The sequence below is a fragment of the Devosia sp. ZB163 genome (genome assembly GCF_028613635.1).
Classification (GTDB): domain Bacteria; phylum Pseudomonadota; class Alphaproteobacteria; order Rhizobiales; family Devosiaceae; genus Devosia_A.
In genome coordinates, this window is sequence record NZ_JAQRMY010000005.1 from 110,103 (window position 1) to 136,945 (window position 26,843).

23 protein-coding genes are annotated in these 26,843 nt (G+C 65.9%); 20 read left to right on the forward strand and 3 right to left on the reverse strand.

The features are described 5' to 3' along the window. Positions 1-138 precede the first annotated feature (138 nt). The gene (gene kynU, locus PRN20_RS21895) at positions 139-1,356 is read left to right on the forward strand and encodes a kynureninase (RefSeq protein ID WP_273959795.1); all 1,218 of its coding nucleotides are present in this window, start codon (positions 139-141) and stop codon (positions 1,354-1,356) included. A gap of 6 nt (positions 1,357-1,362) precedes the next feature. On the opposite strand, the gene PRN20_RS21900 is transcribed toward kynU, so the two are convergent. Then, on the reverse strand, positions 1,363-1,716 hold the full coding sequence (locus PRN20_RS21900) for a hypothetical protein (protein WP_273959796.1): 354 nt from the start codon (positions 1,714-1,716) through the stop codon (positions 1,363-1,365). Between the two features lie 166 nt (positions 1,717-1,882). On the opposite strand from PRN20_RS21900, the gene PRN20_RS21905 reads away from it, so the two are divergent. The 11 genes from PRN20_RS21905 to PRN20_RS21955 all read left to right on the forward strand — a co-directional run bounded on the left by PRN20_RS21905 (position 1,883) and on the right by PRN20_RS21955 (position 18,361). Then, a complete protein-coding gene (locus PRN20_RS21905) occupies positions 1,883-2,479 on the forward strand; it encodes a chemoreceptor glutamine deamidase CheD (protein WP_273959797.1) in 597 nt (198 codons plus the stop codon). A 189-nt stretch (positions 2,480-2,668) separates the two neighbouring features. Continuing rightward, complete coding sequence (locus PRN20_RS21910) at positions 2,669-4,126, forward strand: methyl-accepting chemotaxis protein (RefSeq protein ID WP_273959798.1); 1,458 nt, start codon at positions 2,669-2,671, stop codon at positions 4,124-4,126. 20 nt (positions 4,127-4,146) lie between these two features. After that, positions 4,147-5,007, forward strand: coding sequence for a CheR family methyltransferase (locus PRN20_RS21915; RefSeq protein ID WP_273959799.1), 861 nt, complete (start codon positions 4,147-4,149; stop codon positions 5,005-5,007). After that, positions 5,004-6,050 (forward strand): protein-glutamate methylesterase/protein-glutamine glutaminase, encoded by a 1,047-nt coding sequence (locus PRN20_RS21920; RefSeq protein WP_273959800.1) that lies wholly within the window; start codon positions 5,004-5,006, stop codon positions 6,048-6,050. Before PRN20_RS21915 ends, PRN20_RS21920 begins: the two co-directional genes overlap by 4 nt. A 98-nt stretch (positions 6,051-6,148) precedes the next feature. Next, the gene (locus PRN20_RS21925) at positions 6,149-6,538 is read left to right on the forward strand and encodes a response regulator (protein ID WP_273959801.1); all 390 of its coding nucleotides are present in this window, start codon (positions 6,149-6,151) and stop codon (positions 6,536-6,538) included. A gap of 276 nt (positions 6,539-6,814) precedes the next feature. Beyond that, complete coding sequence (locus PRN20_RS21930) at positions 6,815-9,313, forward strand: methyl-accepting chemotaxis protein (protein ID WP_273959802.1); 2,499 nt, start codon at positions 6,815-6,817, stop codon at positions 9,311-9,313. A 254-nt stretch (positions 9,314-9,567) separates the two neighbouring features. Next, positions 9,568-12,093 (forward strand): methyl-accepting chemotaxis protein, encoded by a 2,526-nt coding sequence (locus PRN20_RS21935; protein ID WP_273959803.1) that lies wholly within the window; start codon positions 9,568-9,570, stop codon positions 12,091-12,093. 57 nt (positions 12,094-12,150) lie between these two features. Continuing rightward, positions 12,151-15,051 (forward strand): methyl-accepting chemotaxis protein, encoded by a 2,901-nt coding sequence (locus tag PRN20_RS21940; protein ID WP_273959804.1) that lies wholly within the window; start codon positions 12,151-12,153, stop codon positions 15,049-15,051. A gap of 151 nt (positions 15,052-15,202) precedes the next feature. Beyond that, positions 15,203-17,629, forward strand: coding sequence for a methyl-accepting chemotaxis protein (locus PRN20_RS21945; protein ID WP_273959805.1), 2,427 nt, complete (start codon positions 15,203-15,205; stop codon positions 17,627-17,629). A gap of 83 nt (positions 17,630-17,712) precedes the next feature. Then, on the forward strand, positions 17,713-18,012 hold the full coding sequence (locus PRN20_RS21950) for an antibiotic biosynthesis monooxygenase family protein (RefSeq protein ID WP_273959807.1): 300 nt from the start codon (positions 17,713-17,715) through the stop codon (positions 18,010-18,012). A gap of 1 nt (position 18,013) precedes the next feature. Continuing rightward, complete coding sequence (locus tag PRN20_RS21955; RefSeq protein WP_273959808.1) at positions 18,014-18,361, forward strand: DUF1801 domain-containing protein; 348 nt, start codon at positions 18,014-18,016, stop codon at positions 18,359-18,361. Here PRN20_RS21955 and PRN20_RS21960 read toward each other — a convergent pair. Then, the gene (locus PRN20_RS21960) at positions 18,351-19,229 is read right to left on the reverse strand and encodes a LysR family transcriptional regulator (protein ID WP_273959809.1); all 879 of its coding nucleotides are present in this window, start codon (positions 19,227-19,229) and stop codon (positions 18,351-18,353) included. The genes PRN20_RS21955 and PRN20_RS21960 overlap by 11 nt on opposite strands. A 111-nt stretch (positions 19,230-19,340) precedes the next feature. Here PRN20_RS21960 and PRN20_RS21965 point away from each other — a divergent pair, with 111 nt between their 5' ends. The 8 genes from PRN20_RS21965 to PRN20_RS22000 all read left to right on the forward strand — a co-directional run bounded on the left by PRN20_RS21965 (position 19,341) and on the right by PRN20_RS22000 (position 25,347). After that, entirely contained in the window at positions 19,341-19,715 is a 375-nt protein-coding gene (locus tag PRN20_RS21965) for a hypothetical protein (RefSeq protein ID WP_273959810.1), read from the forward strand. An 81-nt stretch (positions 19,716-19,796) separates the two neighbouring features. After that, on the forward strand, positions 19,797-20,159 hold the full coding sequence (locus PRN20_RS21970) for a methylglyoxal synthase (protein WP_273959812.1): 363 nt from the start codon (positions 19,797-19,799) through the stop codon (positions 20,157-20,159). Between the two features lie 141 nt (positions 20,160-20,300). Beyond that, on the forward strand, positions 20,301-21,083 hold the full coding sequence (locus PRN20_RS21975) for an ABC transporter ATP-binding protein (protein ID WP_273959813.1): 783 nt from the start codon (positions 20,301-20,303) through the stop codon (positions 21,081-21,083). Then, entirely contained in the window at positions 21,083-21,787 is a 705-nt protein-coding gene (locus PRN20_RS21980; protein ID WP_273959815.1) for an ABC transporter ATP-binding protein, read from the forward strand. Before PRN20_RS21975 ends, PRN20_RS21980 begins: the two co-directional genes overlap by 1 nt. Before the next feature lie 7 nt (positions 21,788-21,794). Continuing rightward, positions 21,795-22,796, forward strand: coding sequence for a branched-chain amino acid ABC transporter permease (locus PRN20_RS21985; protein ID WP_273959816.1), 1,002 nt, complete (start codon positions 21,795-21,797; stop codon positions 22,794-22,796). After that, positions 22,793-24,085 carry a branched-chain amino acid ABC transporter permease gene (locus PRN20_RS21990; RefSeq protein WP_273959817.1) on the forward strand — a complete coding sequence of 431 codons (1,293 nt, stop codon included), beginning with the start codon at positions 22,793-22,795 and terminating at the stop codon, positions 24,083-24,085. The genes PRN20_RS21985 and PRN20_RS21990 overlap by 4 nt, the downstream gene beginning before the upstream one ends. A 75-nt stretch (positions 24,086-24,160) precedes the next feature. Beyond that, entirely contained in the window at positions 24,161-24,697 is a 537-nt protein-coding gene (locus PRN20_RS21995) for an MbcA/ParS/Xre antitoxin family protein (RefSeq protein ID WP_273959818.1), read from the forward strand. Beyond that, entirely contained in the window at positions 24,694-25,347 is a 654-nt protein-coding gene (locus PRN20_RS22000) for an RES family NAD+ phosphorylase (RefSeq protein WP_273959959.1), read from the forward strand. Before PRN20_RS21995 ends, PRN20_RS22000 begins: the two co-directional genes overlap by 4 nt. Before the next feature lie 66 nt (positions 25,348-25,413). On the opposite strand, the gene PRN20_RS22005 is transcribed toward PRN20_RS22000, so the two are convergent. Further along, entirely contained in the window at positions 25,414-26,622 is a 1,209-nt protein-coding gene (locus PRN20_RS22005; RefSeq protein WP_273959819.1) for an ABC transporter substrate-binding protein, read from the reverse strand. Positions 26,623-26,843 lie beyond the last annotated feature (221 nt).

The following is a 26,843-nucleotide window of genomic DNA, read 5'->3' on the forward strand; positions in this document are numbered from 1 at the left end:
GCTGTGTGGTCGGAACCATCGGCGAGGGGTGGCGGAAGCGTCAAGGCAGGAAACGCTGATCTACGACTAAAGTCGCAGCAAAGACTAATACGAAAGTAGTATGCGGCTCGGGAGGCGTTTCTCCGCTACACCTTCATCATGACGCACCCAACCGCCGCCGCAACCGCTACTTTCAGCCGTACCCGCGACCTGTTCGACCTGCCCGAGGGGGTGATCTACCTTGACGGCAACTCGCTGGGCGCCTTGCCCAGGGGCGTGAAGGCCCGGATGGCCGAGGTTGTCGCGACCCAGTGGGGCGAGGGGCTGATCCGAAGCTGGAACACGCATGACTGGATCGACCTGCCCGGCCGGGTCGGCAACCGCGTGGCGCGGCTGATCGGGGCCGCGCCCGGCACGGTGACGGTGGCGGACTCCACCTCGATCAACCTGTTCAAGGTGCTGGTGACGGCGCTGCGGCTGAGGCCGGGGCGAAAGGTGATCCTCTCGGAGAAGCACAATTTCCCGACCGATGCCTATATCGCCGCCGGGGTCGCGGAGCTGCTCGGGGCGGGGCATGAGCTGAGGCTGGTCGAGGCAGCGGAGCTCAGTGGGGCGATCGACGAGGATGTCGCCGTGCTGATGCTCACGGAGGTCAACTACCGCACCGGCGCGCGCCACGACATGGCGGCGCTCACGCGGGCGGCGCAGGCAGCCGGCGCGTTGACGATCTGGGATCTCTGCCACTCGGCCGGGGCCGTGCCGGTGGATCTGGGCGGCGCCGGAGCGGATTTCGCCGTGGGCTGCGGCTACAAGTACCTCAATGGCGGACCGGGAGCGCCGGCCTTCGTCTACGTGGCGCCGGACCATCTCGAGGGGCTCAGCCAGCCGCTCACCGGCTGGCTCGGGCACGCGGCGCCCTTCAGTTTTGCCGAGACCTACCGACCGGCCGAGGGGATCGCCGCGATGCGCGTCGGCACGCCGCCGATCCTTTCGATGTCGGCGCTCGATGCCGCGCTCGATGTATTCGAGGGCGTCGACCTCGGCGAGGTGAAAGCCCAGGCGGATCGCCTGTTCGAACGTTTCACCGGCATCGTTGCGGAAGAGGCGCCGGAGCTGGTGCTCGCGACTCCCGTCGATCCCTCGAAGCGGGGCACGCAGGTGTCACTGCGGCACCCCGAGGCCTATGCGGTGATGCAGGCGCTGATTGCGCGCGGGGTGATCGGCGATTTCCGCGAGCCCGATATCATGCGCTTCGGGCTGACCCCGCTCTATGTCGGGCTCGATGATGTCGAGCGCGCGGCGCGCATTCTGGGCGAGGTCATCCGCGCCGGTGCCTGGGACCGGCCGGAATTCAGGCAGAGGGCAAAGGTCGTCTAGGCCGGCTCAGAACAGCTCGGCTTCGCCGTGGATGCCGCGGGCGGCGGCGCCGGACAGGGCAGGCACGCTCAGTTCCTCGAGGACGAGCGTCGACCAGATCTCGTCATAGACCTTGTCGGGCGTGTTGGGTGGCAGCAGCGCGAACTGGCGGACGGCCAGTGCCATGTTCTGGCAACGCTGCTCGATCCGGTCCTGGCCCTGCAGGGCATTGACGATCAAGTGCGCCGCCTCGCGGCGGGCAACTTCCGGGGACATGGTCTTGTCGGAAAGAAGATCGAGGGCCTGGGTGACGCCATCGACCATCAGGGCAGTCTGGCGCGCCGTTTCGTCGAGCTCGCGGGCGAGCCGTTGCAGAGACATAGAAAACTAGACCCCCGATGGAACAAAACCGACACTAGCGTGCATTTCTGAATGTCTCCTTGCGACAAGCGGTCCGTTCCACGAGGGGTGTTTGGCGTGGTTAGCGCTTCACTAACGAATTGCCGGTAACGATCGGGCCCACGTTATCTCCAGGTCCAGAAACTAAATGGTCACGTCGAGTTCACTGCCGCCCGAGTTTGATCGCGGCGTGGTGACGACCGTGCACCAGGGTGATTGCCTCGTGTCCAACGAGACGGAACTCACCTTCTCCACTGTGCTCGGCAGCTGCGTTTCCGCCTGCATCCGCGACCGGGTCGCCAATGTGGGCGGGATGAACCACTTCCTGCTCGCCGAGCAGTCCGCCTCTGCGCATGACCGCTATGGCGCCTCGGCCCGCTACGGTGCCTTTGCCATGGAGCAGCTGATCAACAAGGTGCTGACGCGCGGGACGGGCAAGAAGAGCAATCTCGAGATCAAGGTGTTCGGCGGCGGCAAGATCAACGGCGCGCTCGACGATATCGGGCTCAAGAACATCGAGTTCGTGCGCGAGTTCCTCGCCAACGAAGGCTATGCGCTCGTCAAGGAAGACCTGGGCGGCACCTATGCGCGACGGGTGATGTTCAAGCCGCATTCCGGCCGCGCCTTCGTCAAGCGGCTCGACAATGCGGTCAACGCGTCGATCGCGCGGGAAGAACTTGCGGTGGCGACGAGCCGGCGCAGCGTCATCACCAAGCCGGTGGTGGACGACATCGAGCTGTTCTAGCCGCAGCGCGCCGCAACGGTTTGGCAAGCTCGATTACCAAGTCGTTACACGAGCCCGCCGAAGTATAGATTTGATTAACCATTCCCGACCTAGGGTCGCCGCATGGGCCTGGGGAGGCCCGTCGGGGCTCGGTGATTCGTGCGGCGCTTTCATGTAGCGCTCATAGCCAATTTATGCTGGCTCGCTGCGATGCTCGTCGCGGTGGGCGGTTATGCCGTGCTCGGTCCCGGGCTGCCTGCCGTCATCATCGCGGGCCTCGCCATCTTCGCTGCTGCCGCCATCGCCATGCTGATCGCGCAATCGGGTGACAACCGGGCGGCGGATCGGCTGGCCGCATTGGGGCAGGCCGTGGGCGTGCGCGATGCGGTCAGCATCGAGGCGATCGTCTCGAGCCTCGGACAACGCCTCGACAGGGCGCACAATTTCAAGTCGGCCTTCTCGAAACTGCGGCAGCCCGTGGCGGTAGTCGGGTTCGACGGGGAGATCCTCGGGGTCAGCAATGGTCTCACCGCCGTGCAGCCTGCGGCGGAGGAGGGCGGGCTCGTCTCCGACGTGCTGGGCGGCAACGTATTGCTCGAGGATATGGCGGCCGAGAGCATCGTCATGGTCGGCGACCGGCGGTTCGTTGCCGAACGGCGCGAGCTGGGCGGCGGACGCTCGATGCTCGAGTTCACGCCAGCGGGCTACCACATTGCGGACGACGACTTCGATGCCTTCGTCGCGGCGCTGAGCAATGGCCGCACCGGGTTCCGCTTCGACGACTGGGGCATGCAGCATTCACCGGCGCTCAAGGCGCTGGGTGGCGCGCTCGAGAATTTCGACCGGTCGATCATGGCGATCGGGCAGGTGCTGCGCGGCGAAGAGGTGGACGCGCACCTGATGATGGGTGCCGGCGACCTCGCGCCCATGCTCAGGCAGTTCGAGGCCGACCTGCGCTATCTCCTCAACGAGCGCGACCAGGCGCTGGCGGCCAGGCACCACCTCGAGGCAAAGATGGAGGCGATCCTGCGCGCCATCGACCGCTACCGTGCGAGCGTCACCAGCCTTGCGGAACTCGCCGACCAGAGCCGGGCCGGCCTCAACGCCGCCTCGGCGTCGATCGAAAAGAGCCGGGCCCGGACGCGGAACGTGCGGACACTCGAGCGGCAGGCCGTCGTCATGGCGGCAGACGCCGCGCTCGCGGTGCAGAAGACCAGTGCCTCGGTGAGTGGGGTGGAATCGGTCACGGCCGAGATCGACCGGATGGTCGGCACCATCGAGGATGTGAGCTTCCGCACGAACCTGCTCGCCCTCAATGCGGCGGTCGAAGCGGCGCGCGCGGGCGAGAAGGGCGCAGGCTTCGCCGTTGTTGCCGCCGAGGTCAGAACGCTCGCCCAGTCGACACAGAAGGCGGCCCGCGAGATCAAGGCGCTGGTCGGCAACTCGCGGCGGGAGGCGAGCGTCTCCGTCGCCGAGGCGGCCCAGCTCAAGAAAATTCTCACCGGGCTCGGCGGGCATTTAGAGAATCTAAGCAATGAGACGGACATGATCGCCGGTGCACTGGATGAGGGCAGCGGCGCCATCGCCCGACTCGATGGCAGCGTAGCTGCCGTCGGCGACGAGGCGGCAAGGGCTCTGCAGCTTCCGGCGCGCAGGCGTCAGGCCTAGAATGGGCCGCAGGGGGCAGTATGGATCAGGGCGAATTTGCCCTTAGCGACCGCGAGTTCAATCGGGTCAAGGCGCGCGTCTACAAGGAAGCCGGCATATCGCTGTCAGATGCCAAGCGCACACTGGTTGTGTCGCGGCTGGGCAAGCTGGTGCGGGCGCTGCGGCTCAACTCGTTCGATGACTATCTCGATCATCTCGAGCGGCAGGGCACCGCGGCGGACGCGCAGGACTTCATCAACGCCCTGACCACCAACCTCACGCGCTTCTGGCGCGAGGACCATCACTTCACCCATCTCGAGACCTATGTCGGCCAGCTGATGCAGCGGCGGCCGCGGGTCGAGAACGGGCGCCCACGGCTCCGGATCTGGTCGGCCGGCTGCTCGACGGGGCAGGAGCCCTACACGATCGCGCTGAGCCTGCTGGCGGCGCATCCCGAGCTCAAGCGCTGGGACTTCCGCATCCTTGCCACCGACATCGACACCAATGTCGTCGCCAAGGCGGCGGCGGGTATCTATCCCGAAACCGAACTCAATGGGCTGTCGGCCCAGCAGGTGGCGCTGTTCGAGCGTGCCGGGGCAGGGCAGGTCCGCATCCCGATGGCGGTGCGTGAACTCATCGCGTTCAAGCCGCTCAACCTGATGAACAACCCCTGGCCGATGCGTGGTCCGTTCGACGCCGTCTTCTGCCGGAACGTTGCGATCTATTTCGACAAGAAGACACAGGGCGAGCTGTTCGCGCGGCTTGGCGCGATCCTCGTGCCGGAGGGCTTCCTCTATATCGGGCACTCCGAAAATCTCGGCGCCGGCGGCGCCAATTTCAAACTGGTCGGCAAGACCATCTACCAGGCACGTGCACAGCAGAAGGCGAGGGACGCAGCATGAGTATCAAGGTGCTGGTGGTCGACGACTCCGCCCTCATCCGCGAAGTGCTTTCGCGCACGCTGGGCAAGGATGGCGATATCGTCGTGGTGGGGACGGCCGAGGATCCGCTGGAGGCGCGCACCAAGGTCAAGGACCTCAACCCGGACGTGGTGACGCTCGACATCGAGATGCCCAACATGAACGGGCTGCAGTTCCTCGATAAGCTCATGCGGCTCCATCCGCTGCCGGTGGTGATGGTTTCGACGCTGACCACCAAGGGCGCAAGCGAGACGCTCCTCGCGCTGGAGCTGGGCGCGGTCGATTTCGTGGCCAAGCCCAACGCAACACTTGCGGGCGGGCTCGACGCCTTCGGCGAGAACCTGCGCCAGAAGGTGCGCGCTGCCGCCAACTCCGACGTCAAGGGTCGCGCCCTGAAGGCGCCGCCGGCCAATGTGCCGGTGCGCACGGCCGTGGCGCCGGCCGGCGCGCTGATCGCCATCGGTGCATCGACCGGTGGGGTCGAGGCCATCCGCGTCGTGCTCAGCCAGATGCCGCCCGACTGCCCGCCGATTGTCATCGCCCAGCACATGCCCGCCGGCTTCACGTCGCGCTTCGCCGGGCGGCTCGACGAACTGAGCGAGCTCAAGGTGCGCGAGGCCGAGGACCGCATGCCGCTCCTGCCGGGCCATGCCTATGTGGCACGCGGCGACTATCACCTGCGCGTCGAGCGCAGCTCGGGCCAGCTCAAGTGCCGGGTGGCGCAGGACGAGCTTGCTTCGGGCCACCGGCCGAGCGTCGATGTCCTGTTCGAATCCGTGGCCAAGACGATCGGACCGATGGCGGTTGGGGCGATCCTCACCGGCATGGGCCGTGACGGGGCGCGCGGCCTCAAGCTGATGCGCGATGCAGGGGCCTACACGGTTGGTCAGAGCCAGGCTTCGGCGCTGGTCTACGGCATGCCGCGCGTTGCGTTCGAGGAAGGTGCCGTGATCGAGCAGGCGCCGGTCGAGGCCATCGCGGGCCGGCTGGCAGCGGCGCTGACGCGGCTGAAATCCGCGGCATAACACGGCATCGGATTGATGGTTTGGTAACGGAATGTGCCTAGGGTTTTGCGATACGCAACCCGGGCGTTTTTCGGGCAGCTAGAAGGCGTAGCGTAACAATGCCGAAGGCAAGTGCTATCAGCGTGATGATCGTCGATGACCAGCAGTCCATGCGGGGCATCTGTAAATACATCCTCACTCAACTGGGGTTCACCAACATCATCGAGGCCAAGTCCGGGCGCGACGCCCTGGGCAAGCTCGAGAAGAGCCCGGTGGATCTCATCATCTCCGACTGGAATATGGATGACATCGACGGGCTGACGCTGCTGCGCGTCATCCGCAAGCATCCCAAGACCCAGTCCATGCCCTTCATCATGGCGACCGGCCGCTCCGACAAGGAGCAGGTGAAGGAAGCGATCTCGTCGGGCGTGAACAACTACATCATCAAACCGTTCGATGCCTCGACCATGAAGAAGCGTATCGAGGCGGTGATCGGCGTCCTCTCCTGACGCCAACGACCCCTCGCGGAAGCTGCTACCGGCCGCCTTCGGGCGGCCTTTGCTTTTGGTGCTCCGAAATCGACCGGACCCGCTTGGTTGCGACCGTCGCGTAATCAGAAATTAAGCCCCGCTGCCTAGTCTTCCGCCGTTCGTTGCGAAGGCCTGGGGGGATGGGGTCGACGTTGAACGGTCGCGCAGGCTGACTTGAGCCTGCCCCAGGCGTTTCTGCCCCCTGTATCGAAGGCCGATATACTCGAGGGGGTAGGCATGGGATTGTTTCCGAATTTGAAGATTGCACAGAAGCTGCCGCTGGCCTTGGCCGGGATGGCGCTGCTCGCCAGCGCGGGCGTGGGACTGGGGAGCTATTTCGTCGGCTCGTCGATGGTCGCCGAGATGAGCGCCCGCCAGATCCACACTGTGGCATCGGCCCATGCCGACAAGTTCAAGACCTACCTCGACACCATCCAGTCCGATCTCATCACCACCGCGACCACCGACAGCGCAGTGACGGCGGCGCGCGACTTCGCCATTGCGTGGAAGAGCTTCGCCAAGGCGACGCCGCCAGAAGAGCCCGTCACCGTGCTGCGCGATGCGTTCATCACCAACAACCCGCATCCGGCGGGGCAGCGGCAGATGCTCGATGTCAACGACAAGGGCCGCACCAACTACGACACCACGCATGACAAGGTGCAGGCCACCTTCCGGCGCCAACTCGAGGCGCGGGGCTACCAGGATCTCTACATCTTCGACATCACCGGCAACCTCGTCTACTCGGTGATGAAGAACGAAGACTTCGCCATGAACTTCGCCGAGGGCGAGTTGGCCGGGACAGGGCTCGGCCGTGCCTTCCAGGCTGCGGCGAAGCTCACCGAGCGCGGCCAGGTCGCCTTCGAGGATGCGTCGGTCTATCCGATCAGCGGCGTGCCGGCGAGCTTCCTCGCCACTCCGATACTCGACCAGCGCGGCAAGCTGATGGGCGTCATGGCCTTCCAGATGCCGGTCATCGCCATCAACACGATGCTGCAGGACAACTCCAATCTCGGCCAGTCCGCCGAGAGCTTCGTGGTCGGAGCCGACAAGCTGTTCCGCACCGATTCGCTGTTCTCGGAGGGCGACGACACCCTCGTTTCCACTTACGACGATCCGGTCATCGACGCCGCCCTCGCCGGCAACGCCGCCGACGGGGTCACCAGCAGCTATCGCGGCATGCGCATGATCGCGACGGCCGAGCCGGTTTCGTTCAACGGCACCACTTGGGCGATGGTCACGACCATCTCGGAGGAAGAGGCGTTCGCTTCGGTCGCAGTGTTGCGCAACACGATGCTGCTGATCAGCGCCGGCCTGCTGGCAGTTGCGGGGCTGCTCGGGTTTGCCTTCTCGCGGACCATCACCAAGCCGATCAGCCGGCTCACCGGAACGATGAACGCGCTCGCCGAAGGCAAGCTCGAGACCAAGGTGACAGGAGCGGGACGGCGCGACGAGATCGGCGCCATGGCGCGGGCCGTGCAGGTCTTCAAGGAGAACGCGCTCAAGGTCAGCGAGATGACCGAAGGCGAGCGCACGGCCTCGATCCAGCGCCGGAACGAACGCACGCAGATGATGCAGACGCTGCAGAAGGCGTTCGGCGAAGTGGTGGATGCGGCGATCGACGGTGATTTCTCCAAGCGCGTCGGTGCCGAGTTCCCCGATGCAGAGCTCAACGCGCTCGCCCACGGTGTCAACGAACTGGTGGCGACGGTCGACCGCGGCCTCAGCGAGACCGGATCGGTGCTCGGGGCACTTGCCGACACGGACCTGACGCGCCGGGTGGCCGGCGACTACCGGGGCGCGTTCCTGCAGCTGAAGACAGATACGAATGCGGTGGCGGAGAAGCTGACCGAGATCGTCGGGGGGCTGAAGCAGACCTCGCGCGGACTGAAGACCGCGACCTCCGAGATTCTCTCGGGTGCGAACGACCTGAGCGAGCGGACGACCAAGCAGGCGGCGACGATCGAGGAGACGTCGGCTGCCATGGAGCAGCTCTCGAGCACCGTGCTCGCCAATGCCGAGCGGGCCAAGGATGCGTCCAGCGTTGCCGCATCGGTGACGCGGACCGCCGAGGAGGGCGGCCAGGTGATGCATCAGGCGACCGATGCCATGGAGCGCATCACCCATTCGTCGGGCAAGATCTCCAACATCATCGGCATGATCGACGACATCGCGTTCCAGACGAACCTCCTTGCGCTCAACGCATCGGTGGAAGCGGCGCGGGCCGGCGATGCCGGCAAGGGCTTTGCGGTGGTTGCCGTGGAAGTGCGCCGTCTCGCCCAGTCCGCCGCGCAGGCTTCGTCGGAGGTCAAGGCGCTGATCGAGCAATCGGGCAGCGAGGTGAAGGGCGGCAGCAAGCTCGTGGCGGAGGCCGCGGCCAAGCTCGAGGCGATGCTGGTTGCGGCGCGCTCGTCGAACGAGCTGATGGATTCGATCGCCCGCGCCAGCCAGGAGCAGGCTTCGGCGATCGAGGAAGTGAACGCGGCCGTGCGCCAGATGGACGAGATGACCCAGCACAATGCAGCGCTGGTCGAGGAGACCAATGCGGCGATCGAGCAGACCGAGGCGCAGGCCGCCGAGCTCGACCGCATCGTCGAGGTGTTCCACACCGACGGCGGTGCTGCTGCCTCCGCATCGGCTCCCGTGGCCGCTCCGGCGAAGGGCATCAAGGCGCTGCAGGCCAAGGTTCGAGACGCGGCGAAATCGTATCTCAGCCATGGCAACGCCGCTGTCGACAAGGACTGGGCCGAGTTCTGAGATCGCTTGACCGAGCTTCAAAGGCCGCCTCCGGGCGGCCTTTTTCGTTTCGGCCGATGTAATCGAATACACGCCCGGAAATGCTGGGGTCTCTGCGTCTCGATGCGTAATCAGAAATTAAGAGCAGAGCACGTACTGTTCCAATGAAATCGTTTTCGGCCTCGGGAGGGGGTGGGGCCGGAGTGAGCGCGGGTGCATGCCCGCCTTAACCCGTTTCATCCCCGCCGGCCGCTGCTCGAGGGGAGGGTTGCGATATGGGTTGGCTTCCGAAGTTCAGGATTGCGCAGAAGCTGCCGCTGGCCATGGTCGGATCGGCGCTGGTGGTGAGTGCCGGCGTCGGCATCGCCAGCTACCTGATCGGCTCGAGCACGGTGGCCGATCTCAGCGCGCGGCAAATGCAGACGATCGCTGCCGGCCGCGCCCACGCGTTCGAGACCTACCTCGGCACCATCGAGGGCGACCTCGTCAATTCGGCTGCCACCGAGAGCATCCAGACCACGCTGCGCGACCTCGGCATCGGCTGGGGCCAGTTCGGGACGGCCAAGCCCGCTGCCGACCCGGTGGCAACGCTGCGCGCCAACTACATCGACAAGAACCCCAATGCCGAGGGTGCGCGCCAGCTGCTCGACACGCCGGCCGACACCACCGGCAAGAAATGGAACTACGACTTCGCGCACTCCAAGGTGCACCCCAACTTCCGCAGCCAGGCCGAGCGTAGTGGCTACGAGGACGTGTACCTGATCGATACGGCGGGCAACGTCATCTACTCGGTGATGAAGAACGACGACTTCGCGGCGAATGTCGCGGAGGGCGGCCAGTACGCCGATACCGGGCTCGGCCGCGCCTATCGCACTGCGATGGCCTTCACCGAACGGGGGCAGGTCGCGTTCGAGGATCTCTCCGCCTATGCCCCGTCGGCCGGGGTGCCGGCGAGCTTCCTCGCTACGGCAGTGTTCGATCCGCGCAAGAAGCTGATCGGCGTCATGGCCATCCGCATGCCGGTCGCGCCCATCACGAAGTTGATGCAGGACACGGCCAATCTCGGCGCGACGGGCGAGAGCTTCTATGTCGGCGCCGACAAGCTGCTGCGCTCGGACTCGCTGTTCTCGGAGGGCGACGACACGCTCGCCACCGCCTACGACAACCCGGTGGTCGATGCGGCACTTGCCGGTACGGCCAGCCAGGGCACGACGAGCGACTATCGCGGCATGCGCATGATCGCGACGGCCGAGCCGGTCGAGTTCAACGGCGCCAGATGGGCCATGGTCACCACTATCGGGGAGGACGAGGCTTTCGCGCCGATCGCGCAACTGAGGAACATGATGCTGGCCGTCGGCGCGCTGCTGCTGGCCGCGGCCGCCGTGCTCGGCCTTGTCTTCAGCCGGACGGTGACCAAGCCGATCAGCCGCCTCACTGCGACGATGAACGCGCTCGCGGAGGGTAAGCTCGAGACCGAGGTGAAGGGCGCAGGGCGCAGCGACGAGATCGGCGACATGGCGCGGGCGGTCGAGGTGTTCAAGGTCAATGCGCTCAAGGTCAACGAGATGACCGAAGGGGAGCGCACCGCCTCGATCCAGCGCCGCACCGAGCGCACGCACATGATGCAGGCACTGCAGCAGGCCTTCGGCGAGGTGGTCGATGCGGCAATTGCAGGCGACTTCTCCAAGCGCGTCAATGCCGAGTTCCCCGATCCCGAGCTCAACGCGCTGGCCCGTGGCGTCAACGAGCTGGTCGAGACGGTCGATCGTGGCATGAGCGAGACCGGCGAGGTTCTTGCGGCGCTCGCCCATACCGATCTCACCCGTCGCGTCGAAGGCGACTACGAGGGCGCGTTCCTGCGGCTCAAGACGGACACCAATCAGGTGGCCGAAAAGCTCAGCCAGATCGTCTCGGGTCTCAAGGAGACCTCGCGCGGGCTGAAGATCGCGACGTCGGAAATTCTGTCGGGTGCGAACGACCTCAGCGAGCGCACGACCAAGCAGGCGGCGACGATCGAGGAGACGTCGGCTGCGATGGAGCAGCTGTCGGGCACGGTGCTCGCCAATGCCGAGCGGGCCAAGGATGCCTCCAATGTCGCGGCGGCGGTGACGCGGACCGCCGAGGAGGGCGGGCAGGTCATGCATCAGGCGACCAACGCCATGGAGCGGATCACCACCTCGTCGGGCAAGATCTCCAACATCATCGGCATGATCGACGACATTGCTTTCCAGACGAACCTGCTGGCGCTCAACGCTTCGGTCGAGGCGGCGCGCGCCGGCGAGGCGGGGAAGGGCTTTGCGGTGGTTGCCGTCGAGGTGCGGCGCCTCGCCCAGTCGGCGGCTCAGGCGTCGAGCGAGGTCAAGGTCCTCATCGAGCAGTCCGGTACCGAGGTGAAGGGCGGCAGCAAGCTCGTGGCCGAGGCCGCAGCCAAGCTCGAGGCGATGCTGGTCGCGGCCCGATCGTCGAACGAGCTGATGGACTCGATCGCGCGGGCCAGCCAGGAGCAGGCTTCGGCGATCGAGGAGGTCAACGCCGCCGTCCGGCAGATGGACGAGATGACCCAGCACAATGCGGCGCTGGTCGAGGAGACCAACGCGGCGATCGAGCAGACCGAGGCGCAAGCCGTCGAGCTCGACCGCATCGTCGATGTGTTCCGTACCGGCGAGGTCGCTACCGCGGCCCGTGCTCCGGAACCTCCGGCCAAGGGCATCAAGGCGATGCAGGAGAAGGTGCGGTCCGCCGCGCGCTCCTATCTCAGCCGGGGCAATGCGGCCGTCGACAAGGACTGGTCCGAGTTCTGATCCCACGGGGCGCCGGTTGGCGCCCCGCTTTCCTTGCTTTGTCCAGGAGGACTCGGCATGCGCCGCAGCCATCGGATTGCCGCCTCGCTCGCCCTCGCGGCCCTGCCGCTCCTCGGCGGGCTTTATCTCTGGCTCGCCGCAAACGCGGACGCCGAGCTGGCGCGCCGGGAGGCGCAGGGTGTCGCCTATGCCGGGCAGGTCCTTCCCGAGCTCGCGAGCCTTGCCAAGGACGGGACGGTCCAGCCCAACGCCTGGCTTCGCCAGGCCGCAGTTGTCGGCGATCCGGCCTTCGGCACGGGCGCCATTTCCAAGGCATATGACGTGCTGAAGGCGGAGGTTGCAGGCGGTGCCCATCCAGCCGCGGCCCGTCATGCCGCGGCCATGCTGGTGGCGCGCATCCACGAGGCGTCGGGATTGGCTGCAGAAGCCGGCTCCACCGAGGACGCCGCGCAACTGATCGAGGTGCCGCAAGCGGCGAACGCTGCGCCCCTGTCGCCGGCGCTGATGCAGGCATCACGTTTCGCGACTGCTGTCGGGGCGGGCGAGCTCAAGCGGCTCGAGGACGTTCTCGCCGAGTTCCGCACTGCGACCGAAGCTACCGGGTCGCGCGCAGAGGCTCGCGCCTATGCCGGGGCCGCCACGGTTTTCGCCGACAGGATCGCCGCCGGCCTTGCCGCGCTGCCTGACGCCAAGGCGCGTGCGGGGTTCGACTGGGACGGTCTCGACGCCGCGCATGACGCGTTCCAGGACGCCGCTCTCGCGCAGGGGCAGGCGGCCGGCACGCGCATGCAGGCAACGCTCGACAAGCGGCTGGCCGAGGCGCAATCGCGGTCGGCGATGATCGTGGCCGTGGCGTCTGTCCTCGCCGTGTTGCTAGGCGCGGGGGCCTATCTCGGGCTCGGTGGGCAACTGCCGGTTAAGGAAGAACGCCTATCATCAATGGCTGGGAAGAGTGGGGCAGCCGGGCCTAAGAGCCGCGGCAACTTGGGGGCTAGAATGGCCAACACCTCTCTACGCGCCAGGGGCGGCGTGAAGCTGACCACCGCGATCTCGGCCATGGTCTTTCTGGCTGTAGCGATCGCCATTTCGGCAGTGCTGTTTGCCGTCTATCTCATGCTCGAGGCCAACACGCGGACGACCGCTCACGATCGGCTCACGGCCGATCTGCGCATCGCGGCGGCCATCCTCGAGGTGAACCTGCCCAACTCGGACATCTACTGGACCGAGTCGGGCCAGCTCGAGCGCATCGAAGCCAAGGCGATGCCGAAGTTCCGCAACCACGACCTGATCGATACGATCGGGCGGGTGACGGGCGACACGGCCACGCTGTTCGTTCTCGATCCGCAGACACAGGACTTCGTCGGCAAGACCACGACGCTCACCGACGAGACCGGCGAACGCCTCGTCGAAACGCCGCTCGCCAAGGACGGTCCGGCCTATCCGGTGGTCCTCGCCGGCGGGACCTATGAAGGTCAGGCCAGCGTCCTCGATGTGCCGTACTACGCCATCTATCAGCCGGTGCTGAACCTCGAGCGAGAAGTCATCGGCTTGGTCTATATCGGCACGCCAAAGGCCGAGATCGACGGTGTCGCCAACCGGGGGCTGACGATGCTGGCGCTTGTCGGCGCGGTGGCGGTGGTGGTGATCGGCGCGCTCGCGGTGTTCGCCTCTTCGCGGCTGACGCGACCGATCCCGCGCCTGTCGCAGGCCATGCAACGCGTCGCCAGCGGCGATCTTGACAGCGCCATCCCCTATGTCGGGCTCGGTAATGAGATCGGCGACATGGCCCGCAATGTCGAGGTCTTCCGCGCCAATGCGCTCAGGGTGCAGGAACTGACTGAGGACGAGCGGCTGGCGCTCGAACAGCGCCGCGCCGAGCGCGCCGAGATGATGCTGTCGCTGCAGCAGAGTTTTGGCCAGGTGGTCGACGCTGCCACGGAAGGCGATTTCAGCCATCGGGTCGAAGCGAGGTTCGCCGACGACGAACTCAACCGGCTGGCGCAGAGCGTGAACCGGCTGGTCGACACGGTCGAGGCGGTCTTCACCGATGCCGGCACTGCGCTCGCCGCCATCGCCGACACCGACCTGACCTATCGCATGACCGGCGAGTATGGCGGCGCGCTCGGCAAGCTGCGCGACGACACCAATCACGTGGCCGAGCGGCTGGCCGCCATGGTGTCAACGCTCAAGCATACCTCCGGCACGCTCAAGACCGCGACGGCGGAGATACTGTCGGGCGCCAACGACCTCAGCGAACGCACCACACGGCAGGCAGCAACGATCGAGGAAACCAGCGCGGCCATGATGCAGCTGGCCGACACGGTGCGCGCCAATGCCGAGAAGGCCGAGGACGCCCGTCATGTCGCCGAGGACGTCACGCGTTCGGGGGAAGAGGGCGGGGCGGTGATGCTCGAGGCCAACCATGCCATGGAGCGCATCACCCAGTCGTCGGGCAAGATTTCCAATATCATCGGCATGATCGACGACATCGCCTTCCAGACCAACCTGCTTGCACTCAACGCCTCGGTGGAGGCGGCTCGGGCCGGCGAGGCCGGCAAGGGCTTTGCCGTGGTCGCCGTCGAAGTGCGCCGCCTCGCCCAGTCGGCAGCGCAGGCGTCGAGCGAGGTGAAGGTCCTCATCGAGCAGTCAGGCGCCGAGGTCCAGGGCGGCACGAGGCTGGTCGCCCAGGCGGCCGGCAAGCTGGATGCGATGATGACCGCGGCGCGTCGCTCCAGTGCGCTCATGGCTACCATCGCCGAGGGTAGCCGCCACCAGGCGGGTTCGATCGACGAGGTCAACATGGCCGTGCGCCAGCTCGACGAGATGACCCAGCACAATGCAGCGCTGGTCGAGCAGATCAACGCCGCCATCGAGCAGACCGAAGCCCAGGCGGGCGAGGTCGACAGCATCGCCGACGTCTTCACCCTCGGCGACAAAACGGGCCGGCGCGCTGCCTGACGGCGCCGGCTCCACATCCCCCTCCCACGGCCAAAGTAGCATAGCGGGACCGCAGCGCGGTGACGCGATGTTAACGATGACATGATGTCTTTCGGAATCGGACGCAGAAGCACCTGACGACAGTCGATTCTCCAGAAGGACCCGCGACTTCATGCCCGCCAAGCTATCTCTCAGATTCCCGTCGCTGAAGCTTCGGGGCTCCATTATCCTGGCTGCGGCCGCGATCTTCACCGTCGCCATCGGCTCATCGCTCTACTACGTCGTCACCACCAACCGGGCACAGGACCTGGCTCGAGCCGACGAGGTCGTGGGCGGGCTGGCCGAGACCGAGGCGGAGTCGATCCGCTCCTTCCTCACGACCTTCGCCGTGGCCGCGGACTCTACTGCCCGCACCGCCGAAGCCCTGCTGGCGGGCCAGGAAGCGACGCCCTCGACCTACGGCGCAATCGTCTCCAAGCAGTTGCAGAGCCTGCCCGGCGCGCTCGGCGTCTACATGATGTTTGCGCCGGATTCGGCGCTCCATACCCGCCCGGCGTTCCAGGGCTCGAACTTCGTCATCACGGGCAACCATGTCGGCATCCTTGCCGAGAACAAGGCCGACGGCAGCGTCGGCTTCGGATCGCTCGACAGCGGCGCCGGCTTCGACAGCTGGTTCACCGAGCCGCTCAAGGCCGGTGTGTCGGCGATCAGCGGCCCCGACAACATCGAGGGCCTGCTCTACACGAGCTTCACCAACATTATCCGCGACGCGGCCGGCAAGGCCGTCGGCATGAGCGGCGTGGCGTTCAACTCGGCCAATCTCGCCACTATGATCGGCAGCGAGGCGCCGATGGGCAGCGGCTTCAAGGGCATCATCAACCAGAAGAACATCTGGGTGCTGAACCCCGATCCGGCGCTGGTCGGCACCGAGATCACCGAGCCGTGGGCGCTCGAAGCGACCGCTGCGCTCGCTTCCGCCGACACGTTCTCGTCGACCGGCGAAGCGGCTGGCCAGACCTGGAAGATGAACGCACGCAAGGTCGACCTGCCGGGCACCGACCAGAACTGGACGGTCGTAGTCGCCGTGCCGCAGGCAACGCTGCTGGCAGCGTCAGAAGCGCAGCTGGTCAACCTCCTCATCGGTGGGCTGGTGATCTTCGTGATCGGCCTCACCGCCTTCTTCTGGCTTGGCAGCTCGATCGCTCGGCCGGTTAACCGGATGACCGCCGTCATGCGCAAGCTGGCCGATGGCGACTACAAGGTCGAGGTCCCGTTCGGGCACTACAAGAACGAAATCGGCGACATGTCCAAGACGGTCGAGGTCTTCCGGGAGAACGGATTGCGCGTGGCCGAGATGACCGAGGCCGAAGCCGCCCGTATCGTCCGCGACCAGCAGGCACGGTCCGAGATGATGTCCGAACTGCAGCGCGCCTTCGGCCAGGTGGTCGACGCCGCGGTGGCCGGCGACTTTTCGAGGCGTGTCGATACCGAATTCCCCGATGCCGAGCTCAATGCCATCGCAGGCAGCATCAACAACCTGGTCGCCACCGTCGATCGCGGGCTGGGCGAGACGGGCGAAGTGCTGGCGGCGCTCGCCAACACCGACCTCACCAAGCGCATGGAAGGCCATTACGAGGGCTCCTTCGCCCGGCTGCGCGATGACACCAACGCGGTGGGCGACAAGCTGAGCGACATCGTCGGCAAGCTCCGGGAGACCTCGCGCTCGCTGAAGACGGCGACAGGCGAGATCCTTTCGGGTGCGAACGACCTCTCCGAGCGCACCACCAAGCAGGCGGCAACCATCGAGGAAACCTCGGCGGCCATGGAGCAGCTTGCGACCACGGTGATGCAGAATGCCGAACGGGCCCGCGAGGCGAGCGAAGTGGCCACCACCGTCACGCGCACTGCCGAAGAGGGCGGCCACGTGATGGGCGAGGCGACGCACGCCATGGAGCGGATCACCGCCTCTTCGGCCAAGATCTCCAACATCATCGGGCTCATCGACGACATCGCCTTCCAGACGAACCTGCTCGCGCTCAACGCTTCGGTCGAAGCGGCCCGGGCGGGAGAGGCCGGCAAGGGCTTTGCAGTGGTGGCGGTGGAAGTGCGGCGCCTCGCGCAGTCGGCAGCCGAGGCCTCGTCCGAGGTCAAGGCGCTGATCGAGCAGTCTGGCACGGAAGTGAAGAACGGCTCCAAGCTCGTGGCCGACGCGGCGACCCGCCTAGTCGCCATGCTCGAGGCCGCCCGTTCCAGCAATGCGCTCATGGACGGCATCGCCAAGGACAGCCGCGAACAGGCCTCGGCAATCGAAGAGGTCAACACCGCGGTGCGCCAGCTCGACGAGATGACGCAGCACAACGCGGCCCTGGTCGAGGAAACCAATGCCGCCATCGAGCAGACGGACAGCCAGGTGAACGAGCTCGACCGGGTGGTCGACGTCTTCACCATCGCGGGCTCGGCCCCTGCGGTGAAGTTCGCTGCGGCGCCGGCCCAGCCGTCACGCGGCATCAAGGGGCTGCAGGAGCGCGTCAAGAAGGCGGCCAGTGCCTACCTGACGCAGGGCAACGCAGCCATCGACAAGGACTGGGCGGAGTTCTGATCCGCCCCCTCATAAACCCTGACACCAGCTGTCAGGGGGACTGTGCGAGACCCTTCCCAACGTCCACTGGGGAGGGTTTCGTCATGACCCAGACGCTTGAGCTCGTCACGTTCCGTCTCGCGCGCGGCACCGGCCAGCAGTTCATCGATGCCAATGCCGCGATCAGCGACTGGCTGAAGCGGCAGCCGGGTTTCGTCTCCCGCCACCTCGCCGAGCGCGACGACGGCAGCTATGTCGACATCGTCTTCTGGCAAAGCCACGACGCGGCACTGGCGGCGAGCACGAAAATGATGGAAGAGATGGCCCAGAGCGAGGCCATGACCATGATCGATCCCATGGGCCTCGATATGAGCCATGGAACCATCAGACTCTCGGTCGACTGAATTGGTCGCCGATCTCCTCCAGATTGTCAGGCCCTTCCCCGAGCCCATCGCCGAAATGGCGAGCCGGCTGGCGCTGACGCTGCTCAACGTGCGGCCCGACCTCGAGGCCAAGGCGCGGCTGGGCTGGGGCTCGGTCAACTATCGCCACCCCGTCGCCGGGTTCGTGTGCGCCATCTTCCCGATGGAGGACCACGTCTCGCTGGTGTTCGAGCATGGCCGGCAACTGAGCTCGCCGTTACTCGAAGGCGACGGCAAGCAGGTGCGCTTCATCCGCTTCGCGCCGGGCGCAACGATCCCCGAGGATGAGCTCGCGATCCTCCTTGCAGAGGCTGTCGCGCTCAGGGCGTGACGGCGGCCGGGAGGTTTCCGAACTTGTCGACGATATGACGGGCCAGCAGGTCGTAGATGCCATCCTGTGCATGGCTTGCGCGCATCAGCGCCAGCCGTGCGTCGATCAGGGGTGGCAGGCCCTCGCTTTCGGGCACGATCACGAGGCCCGGAACAAGGCCGCTATCGGGCAGGTAGCCGACCGCGAGGTCGCCGCGGATCGCCCCCACGATGGCGGCCGCATCGGACGAGGCGACGACGATGCGGAAGGCCCGGCCGATGCGATTGAGCTGGCCCACGGCATCCTGTCGCCAGCTGCTGCCGCTGGGACTGGCACAGGCCAGCGGCAGGATTTCCTCCTCGAGCACGCGACCGGTTTCGCCCATCACCCAACGCAGCGGTTCGATGCGGAAGAGCTCGCCATAGTGCTCCTCGACGCCCTGCGTGATGACGATGAGATCGAGCTCGCCATGCTCAAGGGCGGAGACGAGCAGCGGGGTGCTGAAGCATTCGACTTCCACAGCGATCGCCGGGAAGGCCCGGTTGAAGCCGGGCAGCACGGCCGGCAGGAGCTTCGCAGCATAGTCGTTGGGTACGCCGAACCTGATCCTTGCAGTTGGCGGGTGGCTGACGAACAGGTCGACGATTTCGGCATTGAGCTTGAGCATTCGGCGGGCGCGGGCCTGCATCAGCTCACCGGCGCTAGTCAGAGTGGCGCCGTGGCCATCGCGGACGAAAAGCGTCACGCCCAAGCGCTGCTCGAGGCGCTTCATCTGGACCGACACCGCAGGTTGCGTCTTGTTCACCCGCCGGGACGCTTCGGTGAAGCTGCCGCAATCGGCGATCGCACAGAAGGTTCGCAACTGATCGAGATCGAGGGGTAAATGCACCGCCATAATCTCCGTTCATGGCGATGATGAATTCTATTCCTGCGACGTATGACCAGCAAGGGCCTAACCTTGTGCTGCTGCATGGATGCAGCCCAAGCATGGGAGGTTGAGATGGTACAACCCAGACGCGCGGTCGCGATATTGGCGGCGCTGGCAGCGCTACTTTGCGTCACCAGTGGGCTGGGCGACGAAGCCGGTGCCACTGTCCGCAAATCGGGTGGCAACGCCGCGGGCGACTGGATCTGCACTGTCGGCGACAAGGCGATCGGCACCCTGTCGCTGCGCGAGAACAGCTATGTCCTCAACCGGTTCGGCCAGTCGATGGCCGGCGAGTATCATCAGGATGCGGGCCGCGTGACGGTCACCAATGGACCGCTGCTGGGGTGGGGCGCCGACGACGGCTTGGTCATGGCGGCGTCCGAGCCGCGCAAGCTCGAGTTCCAGACCGCCAATGGCGACGTGCTGTCCTGCCACGAGGTTCTCTAGCGGCGCGCGAAGCCACGCGGGCATTGCGCTCCAAGCCTCCGCCATGCTGAAAGCATGCCATGAGGAAGCGGAGATTTGGGCATGGCGCGTATCGGCCTCGTGGCGCATGACGACAAGAAGGACGAGCTGGTCGCGTGGGCCAAGACCAATCGGGACAAGCTCGCCCTGCATGAGCTGTGGGGCACCGGTACGACAGGCGCCCGTATCAACGAGGGCACGGGCCTTAGCGTCACCCGGCTGCTCAGCGGCCCGCTCGGCGGCGATGCGCAACTGGGCGCGATGATCGCCGAAGGCCGGCTCGATGCACTGGTCTTCTTCCAGGACCCACTGACGGCGATGCCGCATGACGTGGACATCAAGTCCTTGAACCGGCTGGCAACTCTCTACAACATCCTGTTCGCGCCCAATCACAAGACAGCCGACGCGGTGCTCGCCGCGCTTTGACCATCTGGTCAAATGATCCACAAACCTTTATGAGCCGCGCCCAATCGAAACGCGGTGCTTGGTTGACCGACATTTGTGCATATGCGCAGATGCCTGAAACTCCGGCACAGCCGCGGCAAAAACATGAGGGGACGGGGCGGGGTGTCCTTCGACGCAGTCATCGACGTTCAGAACGTCAGTAAACGCTTTGGTGGTCTGAGAGCCGTCAACAACTGCTCGCTTCGGGTCGAGCGCGGCTCGATCACTGGTCTGATCGGGCCCAACGGGGCTGGCAAGTCGACGCTGTTCAATCTGGTCGCCGGCAATATCGTGCCCGACGAGGGCAGGATCTTCTTCGACGGGCAGGATGTCACCGGGCTGAAGCCGCACCAACTCTTCCATCGCGGCATGCTGCGCACTTTCCAGATCGCGCACGAGTTCTCGAACATGACGGCGCTCGAGAACCTGATGATGGTTCCGTCGAACCAGACCGGAGAGAGCCTGATCAAGACGTGGCTGGCGCCCGGCGCCGTGAAGGACGCTGAGCGCCATGTCCGGCAGAAGGCGCTCGACGTCATCGATTTCCTCAAGCTCGGCCACGTCAAGTACGAGCTCGCAGGGAACCTGTCGGGTGGCCAGAAGAAGCTGCTCGAGCTCGGCCGCACCATGATGGTCGACGCCAAGGTGGTGCTGCTCGACGAGGTGGCGGCCGGCGTCAATCGCACGCTGCTGCAGGATCTCGCCGCCAATATCGAGCGCATGAACCAGGAGCTTGGCTATACCTTCTTCGTCATCGAGCACGACATGGACCTGATCGGGCGCCTGTGCGATCCGGTGATCGTCATGGCGCAGGGCGAGAAGATCGCCGAGGGTCCGATGGAGGAGATCAGGGCCAATCCCGAGATCATCGAGGCCTATTTCGGCGCCCCGGTGGAGGCCGCCTGATGCCCGTGATCGAACTCAAGGACGTCGTCGGCGGGTACGGCGGCGCGCCAATCCTGAACGGCGTCAACATTGCCATCGAGCAGTCGGATATCGGCGTCATCGTCGGACCGAACGGGGCGGGCAAGTCGACGACGCTCAAGGCCATCTTCGGGCTTCTCCGCGTCACCGGCGGCTCGATCGTCTTCAACGGCGAGGAAATCCAGAACGCGCTGCCGGACCGGCTCGTGCCCAAGGGGCTGAGCTTCGTGCCGCAGGAGAAGAACGTCTTCACCTCGATGAGCGTCGAGGAAAACCTCGAGATGGGCGCCTTCACTCGGACGGACGACTACCGGCCGACGATGGAGTGGGTCTACGAGATGTTCCCGGTGCTGCGCGAGAAGCGGCGGCAGCCGGCGGGCGAACTCTCGGGCGGACAGCGCCAGATGGTGGCGATGGGGCGCGCGCTGATGAGCCAGCCCAAACTGCTGCTGCTCGACGAGCCTTCCGCCGGGCTCAGCCCGCGCTACGTGCTCGAGATCTTCGAGCAGATCGTCAAGGTCAACAAGGCCGGCGTCGGCATCCTCATGGTCGAACAGAACGCGCGGCAGGCCCTCGCCTTCGCTTCGCGCGGCTTCGTCCTCGCCACCGGCAAGAACCGCTTCACCGGCACGGGCGCAGAGCTCATCGCCGACCCTGAAGTCGCCAAGAGCTTCCTCGGGGGCTGAGGGGCACATGAACGAACTCATCTTCTTCTTCAACAACGTGATGATCGCGGGAGTCGTGCTCGGCTCCATTTATGCGGTCGGCGCCATCGGCGTGACGCTGATCTTCGGCATCCTGCGCTTTGCTCATTTCGCGCATGGCGACATGATGACGATGGGAGCGTTCGTCGCGTTCCTGCTGATGACCGCGTTCCAGGCCATGGGCTTCACGACGCCGTTCCTGCCGACCGGTTTCGTCGTCCTGCCCATCGCCATGGTGTTCACGGCCATCATCGCGCTCGGCATCGACAAGGGCTTTTACGCCCCGCTTCGCGCCCGCGGCGCGCGCCCGGTAACGCTGCTCATCGCCTCGATCGGCGTGACGCTCATCATCCAGGGCCTGATCCGCCTGTTCTTCGGCTCGGGCACCTGGTCCTTCTTCGAGACCGAGCAGAAGCAGCTGATCCGCATCCCGGTGCCGCTCGAGGGCGTGACCCGCACCATCAACTTCACCCAGCCGCAGCTGCTGATGATCGTTGCGACGATCATCGCGGTGGTGGCGCTGCACCTGTTCCTCACCCGATCGCGGCTGGGCAAGGCGATGCGCGCCATGGCCGACAATGCCGACCTGGCGCAGGTCTCGGGCATCAACACCAAGCTGGTGGTGCGCGTCACCTGGATCATTGCCGGCGGCCTCGCCGCCATGGCCGGCACGATGCTGGCGCTCGACGTGAACCTCAAGCCCGACCTCGCCTTCAACATCGTGCTGCCGATCTTCGCTGCCGCGATCGTCGGCGGCCTGGGCAAGCCCTTCGGCGCCATTGCCGGCGGCTACCTCATCGGCTTTGCCGAGACGGCCGCCATCTTCAACTGGTCCGTGCTGGCTCGGCCCTTCGCCGGCTCGCTGCCCTTCGAGCTGCCGGCGACCGTGGCGATCGTGCCCACGGAGTACAAGCTGACCGTGGCGTTCGTCATTCTCGTGGTCGTCCTGCTGTGGCGCCCGACCGGTATCTTCAAGGGAGCCTCGACATGAGCGTGGCGCGGCGTTCCCTCCTGCTCTTTGCGGGACTGTTCGTTCTCTTCGTCGTTGTCGGCTGGGCGCTGGGCGCGGCCAATATCTCGCTGCTGCTCGTCCAGAGCTTCGCCTATGCGCTCGTCGCGCTCGGGCTCAACATCCAGTGGGGCTATGGCGGGCTGTTCAACTTCGGCATCATGGGCATGCTGATGCTGGGCGGCGCGGCCGTGACCTTCATCTCCTATCCGGTCAACGCCCAGTTCTGGGGCTCGGAAGGGCCGCTGATGCTGGGCAAGGCACTGATGGCGCTGCTTGCCGGGTTCCTGCTCATCTGGGGCGCCCGCCGTGCCGACCGGCTCGGCATCAAGGGGAAGTGGAAGAGCTTCGTCACCGTCCTCGCCTGGATCGTCGCCTACATCGTCTATCGCAGCCAGATCGACCCGGCGGCGGCCTATATCGAGAGCGCCGGTGGCGGCTGGGTCGGCGGGCTCGGGCTCCATCCGGTGCTGGGCTGGTTGTTCGGCGGCGTGCTGGCGGCTGGCGTTGCCTATGTCGTGGGCAAGATCTGCCTCGGCCTCAGGACGGACTACCTCGCCATCGCCACCATCGGCATTTCGGAGATCATCCGGGCGCTGCTGAAGAACATGGACTGGCTGACGCGCGGCACGCTGACGGTTTCGCCGATTCCATGGCCGACGCCGCTGCCGCAGGACCTGCAAGCCCAGGGTGTCTCCATCGCGGATTCGTTCATCTACGCCCGCCTCGGGTTCCTGGCGCTCGTCCTGATCATCCTCGCCATCGCCTTCTTCCTCGTCCAGCGCGCCTATGGCGGGCCCTGGGGCCGGATGATGCGCGCCATCCGAGACAATCACATCGCCGCGGCCTCGATGGGCAAGGACGTCACCCGCCGCCAGCTCGAGATTTTCGTGCTTGGCTCGGTGCTGATGGGCATTGGCGGCGCCATCCTTGTCAGCTTTCAGCAGATTTACGATCCGGGCTCGTATCAGCCGATCAACCACACGTTCCTCATCTGGGTGATGGTGATCGTGGGCGGCGCCGGCAACAACTGGGGTGCCGTGTTCGGAGCGCTGCTCATCTACATCACGTGGATGATCTCCGATCCGGTGGCACAGGCGGTAATGAACGCCATTTCCGGCTGGTCGACCGACATCGGCTGGGGCGGCATTCCCGAGATCCAGTCGCGGGCCAGCCAGATGCGCGTGTTCGTGCTCGGCGTGGTCATCACCATCGCGCTCCGCTATGCGCCGCGCGGGCTGATCCCGGAGGTCGTACGACGCGAGGCGTGATGTCCAAATCCGGACAAACCTCTTGTGGATTGTCTGGAATTGGACTATGTCTCTAATTGTACGTGGAGACGCAAGATGCAGGTCGGGTTTGGCGAGAGGGCACGGGCCGCGTTCGTTCCGGCTGGAGCCGATGACGTCATCGATTTCGGCCGCTTCTCGGCGACCAACCGACGGCGGCTCAGCGGGCCGGCGCTGCGCACCTTCCTGACGATCGCCGAACGGTGGGGTCTCAACGAGGAGCAGCGGCGGCTGGTGCTCGGCTATCCCTCGCGCTCGACCTATCACAACTGGGCCAAGCTGGCCCGCGAGGGCCAGCCGATCACCCTCGATCTCGATGCGCTGCTACGTATTTCGGCGGTCTTCGGCATCCATCAGGCCCTCGGTGTGCTTTTTGCCGATGAGCCTGAGGGCGTGCGCTGGTTGCGCGGTCCGCACATGGCGCCGCTGTTCGGCGGCCAGCCGCCTCTGGCGCTGGTCACCTCGGGCACACAGGATGGTCTGATGGCAGTGCGGCGCTTCCTCGATGCGGCGCGGGGCGGGCAGTACATGCCGCCCAATGCCCTCGATGCGGCCTTCACCCCCTACGAAGACAGCGACATCGTCATTCGCTGATGCGATCGCCGGCACCACAGCCGACCCATCGGCTCATCCCATCGCGGTTTCCGCCGATCGGGTTGTTCGACACCGTGGCCACCGTCGCCGACCTTGAGGCGGTCATGGAGCTTGCCGAGTGGACGAATGACCGGCTGGTCAAGGAGCGGGTGGCGCGACTGCCGCAGAGCGAGTGGGTCTTCGGGCGGACCAACTCGAGCGTCGTCATGGCGGCCTTCCTGCATGCCGCGCCGGGTGGAGCACGCTTCAACGGTCCCGATCTCGGGGCCTGGTATGCGGCCGCCTCGACCGTGACCGCCATTGCCGAAGTCGGCCATCACCTGCGTCGCGAGGCGCTGGCCCGCGGGCTCGAGGGGGCCTCCCGCACCTTCCGCAGCTATATGGCGCGGCTAGACGGCGATTATCGCGACATCCGTGGCTCCGAGCCGGAACTGCATGCCGCCGACAGCTATGCGGCCGGTCAATCCTATGGCGAGACCCTGCGGGCCACCGGCGAGGATGGCATACTCTATGACAGCGTTCGCCATCGCGGTGGCACCAATGCCTGCGCCTACCGACCGAGCAAGGTGCTCGACGTGGTCCAGGCCGAGCACTTCGAAGTGTCGGTCATCGTGACCGAGAAGCGGATCGAGGCGAAGCAGCTGCCCTGATCGCGGCCCCAAAAGCAAAAGGCCCGGGATTGCTCCCGGGCCTTCGCAATCGGATCGAGTCGATGCTTATTGCACGGGGCCCTTCTCGACGAACTTGCCGTCTTCGACGGCGAGCTCGACGATGACACCGTTGACGTCGCCGGCCGCGTCGAAATCGAGCGGGCCGCCAGCGCCTTCATAGTCGATGTCGGTGCCGGCCTTGATCAGCTCGACAGCCTTGGTCCACTCGCCGGGGAGGATCTTCTCGCCCGGAGCCGAAGCGACTTCGCGCAGCGCGGCGCCGAGGCCTTCGCGCTTGGCCGAGCCGTTCTTCTCGATGGCGAGAGCCAGGAGGAAGCCGGCGTCATAGGCCTGCGGCGCATAGGTCGCGGCCGGATCCTGGCCGGCGTCGGTGGCCAGCTTCTTGTAGATGTCGGCCGACTCGCCGGTGTAGGCGCCAGCGCGGGTGGCAATGATCTTGCCGTTCACGGCGTCGGCCGGGAGGCCCGCCACGAGCTGGTCGTCGACCATGCCGTCGCCGCCGACATAGGCAGTGAACTCGCCGCCTTCGATGGCCTGCTGAAGGATCGTCTTGCCCGAGCCCGAAGCGTAGGCGAGCACGACGAGGTTCTGCGAGCCGCCCGAGGACAGCTGGCCGAGCTCGGCGCGATAGTCCGCCTTGCCGTCCTCATGCGCAACGTTGGCCGAGACCGTGCCGCCACCGGCGGTGAAGGTCGCGACGAACACGTCGGCGAGGCCCTTGCCGTAGTCGTTGTTCACATAGGTGACGGCCACGTCCTTGATGCCCTTGGCGAGCAGCAGCTCACCGAGCTTCACGCCCTGGAAGGCGTCGGACGGGGTGGTGCGGTAGACGAGGTCGTTGTCCTCAAGGGTGGTGAGGGCAGGGGCCGAAGCCGACGGCGAGATCTGCACCATGCCGCCCGGGATGCCGGCGGCGGTCGCGGCACCAATGGTGGCGCCGGTGCAGAAGGCACCAACCATCGCAGTCACCTGGTCGGTGTTGACCAGCTTGTCGGCGGCAGGGCCGGCAACCGACGGATCGCAGGCGCTGTCACCGGTGACGGAGACGATCTTGCCACCGCCGAGGATGCCGCCCTGGGCATTGACCTGGTCGAAGGCAAGCTGCGCACCGGCGACGATCGGCGGCGCCAGGCTTTCGATCGGGCCGGTCAGGTCGCCGAGGATGCCGAGCTTGACGTCTTCGGCGAGCGCGGGGACCGCGAGACCGAGCGTGGTCGCGGCGACTGCGAGGCCAAGGATACTGAATTTGTTCATGATGTCCCTCTGGTTTGTCGCCCCGCCGGCTGCCCCTTCATGCGAGGACATCTTCGACGGAACAACAATGACTGGGGGCACAACCCGCGCCCCACTGGCGGCGATATTGCATAAATAGCGAAAGGGAGTCATCCGCTTTTGATCAGGTGGTAAAAACGCGCGTGCGCCCTTTGTCAGCCCCGCTTCGGGCGGGTAGAACTAGGCTCCGATCCTGTCCCGGT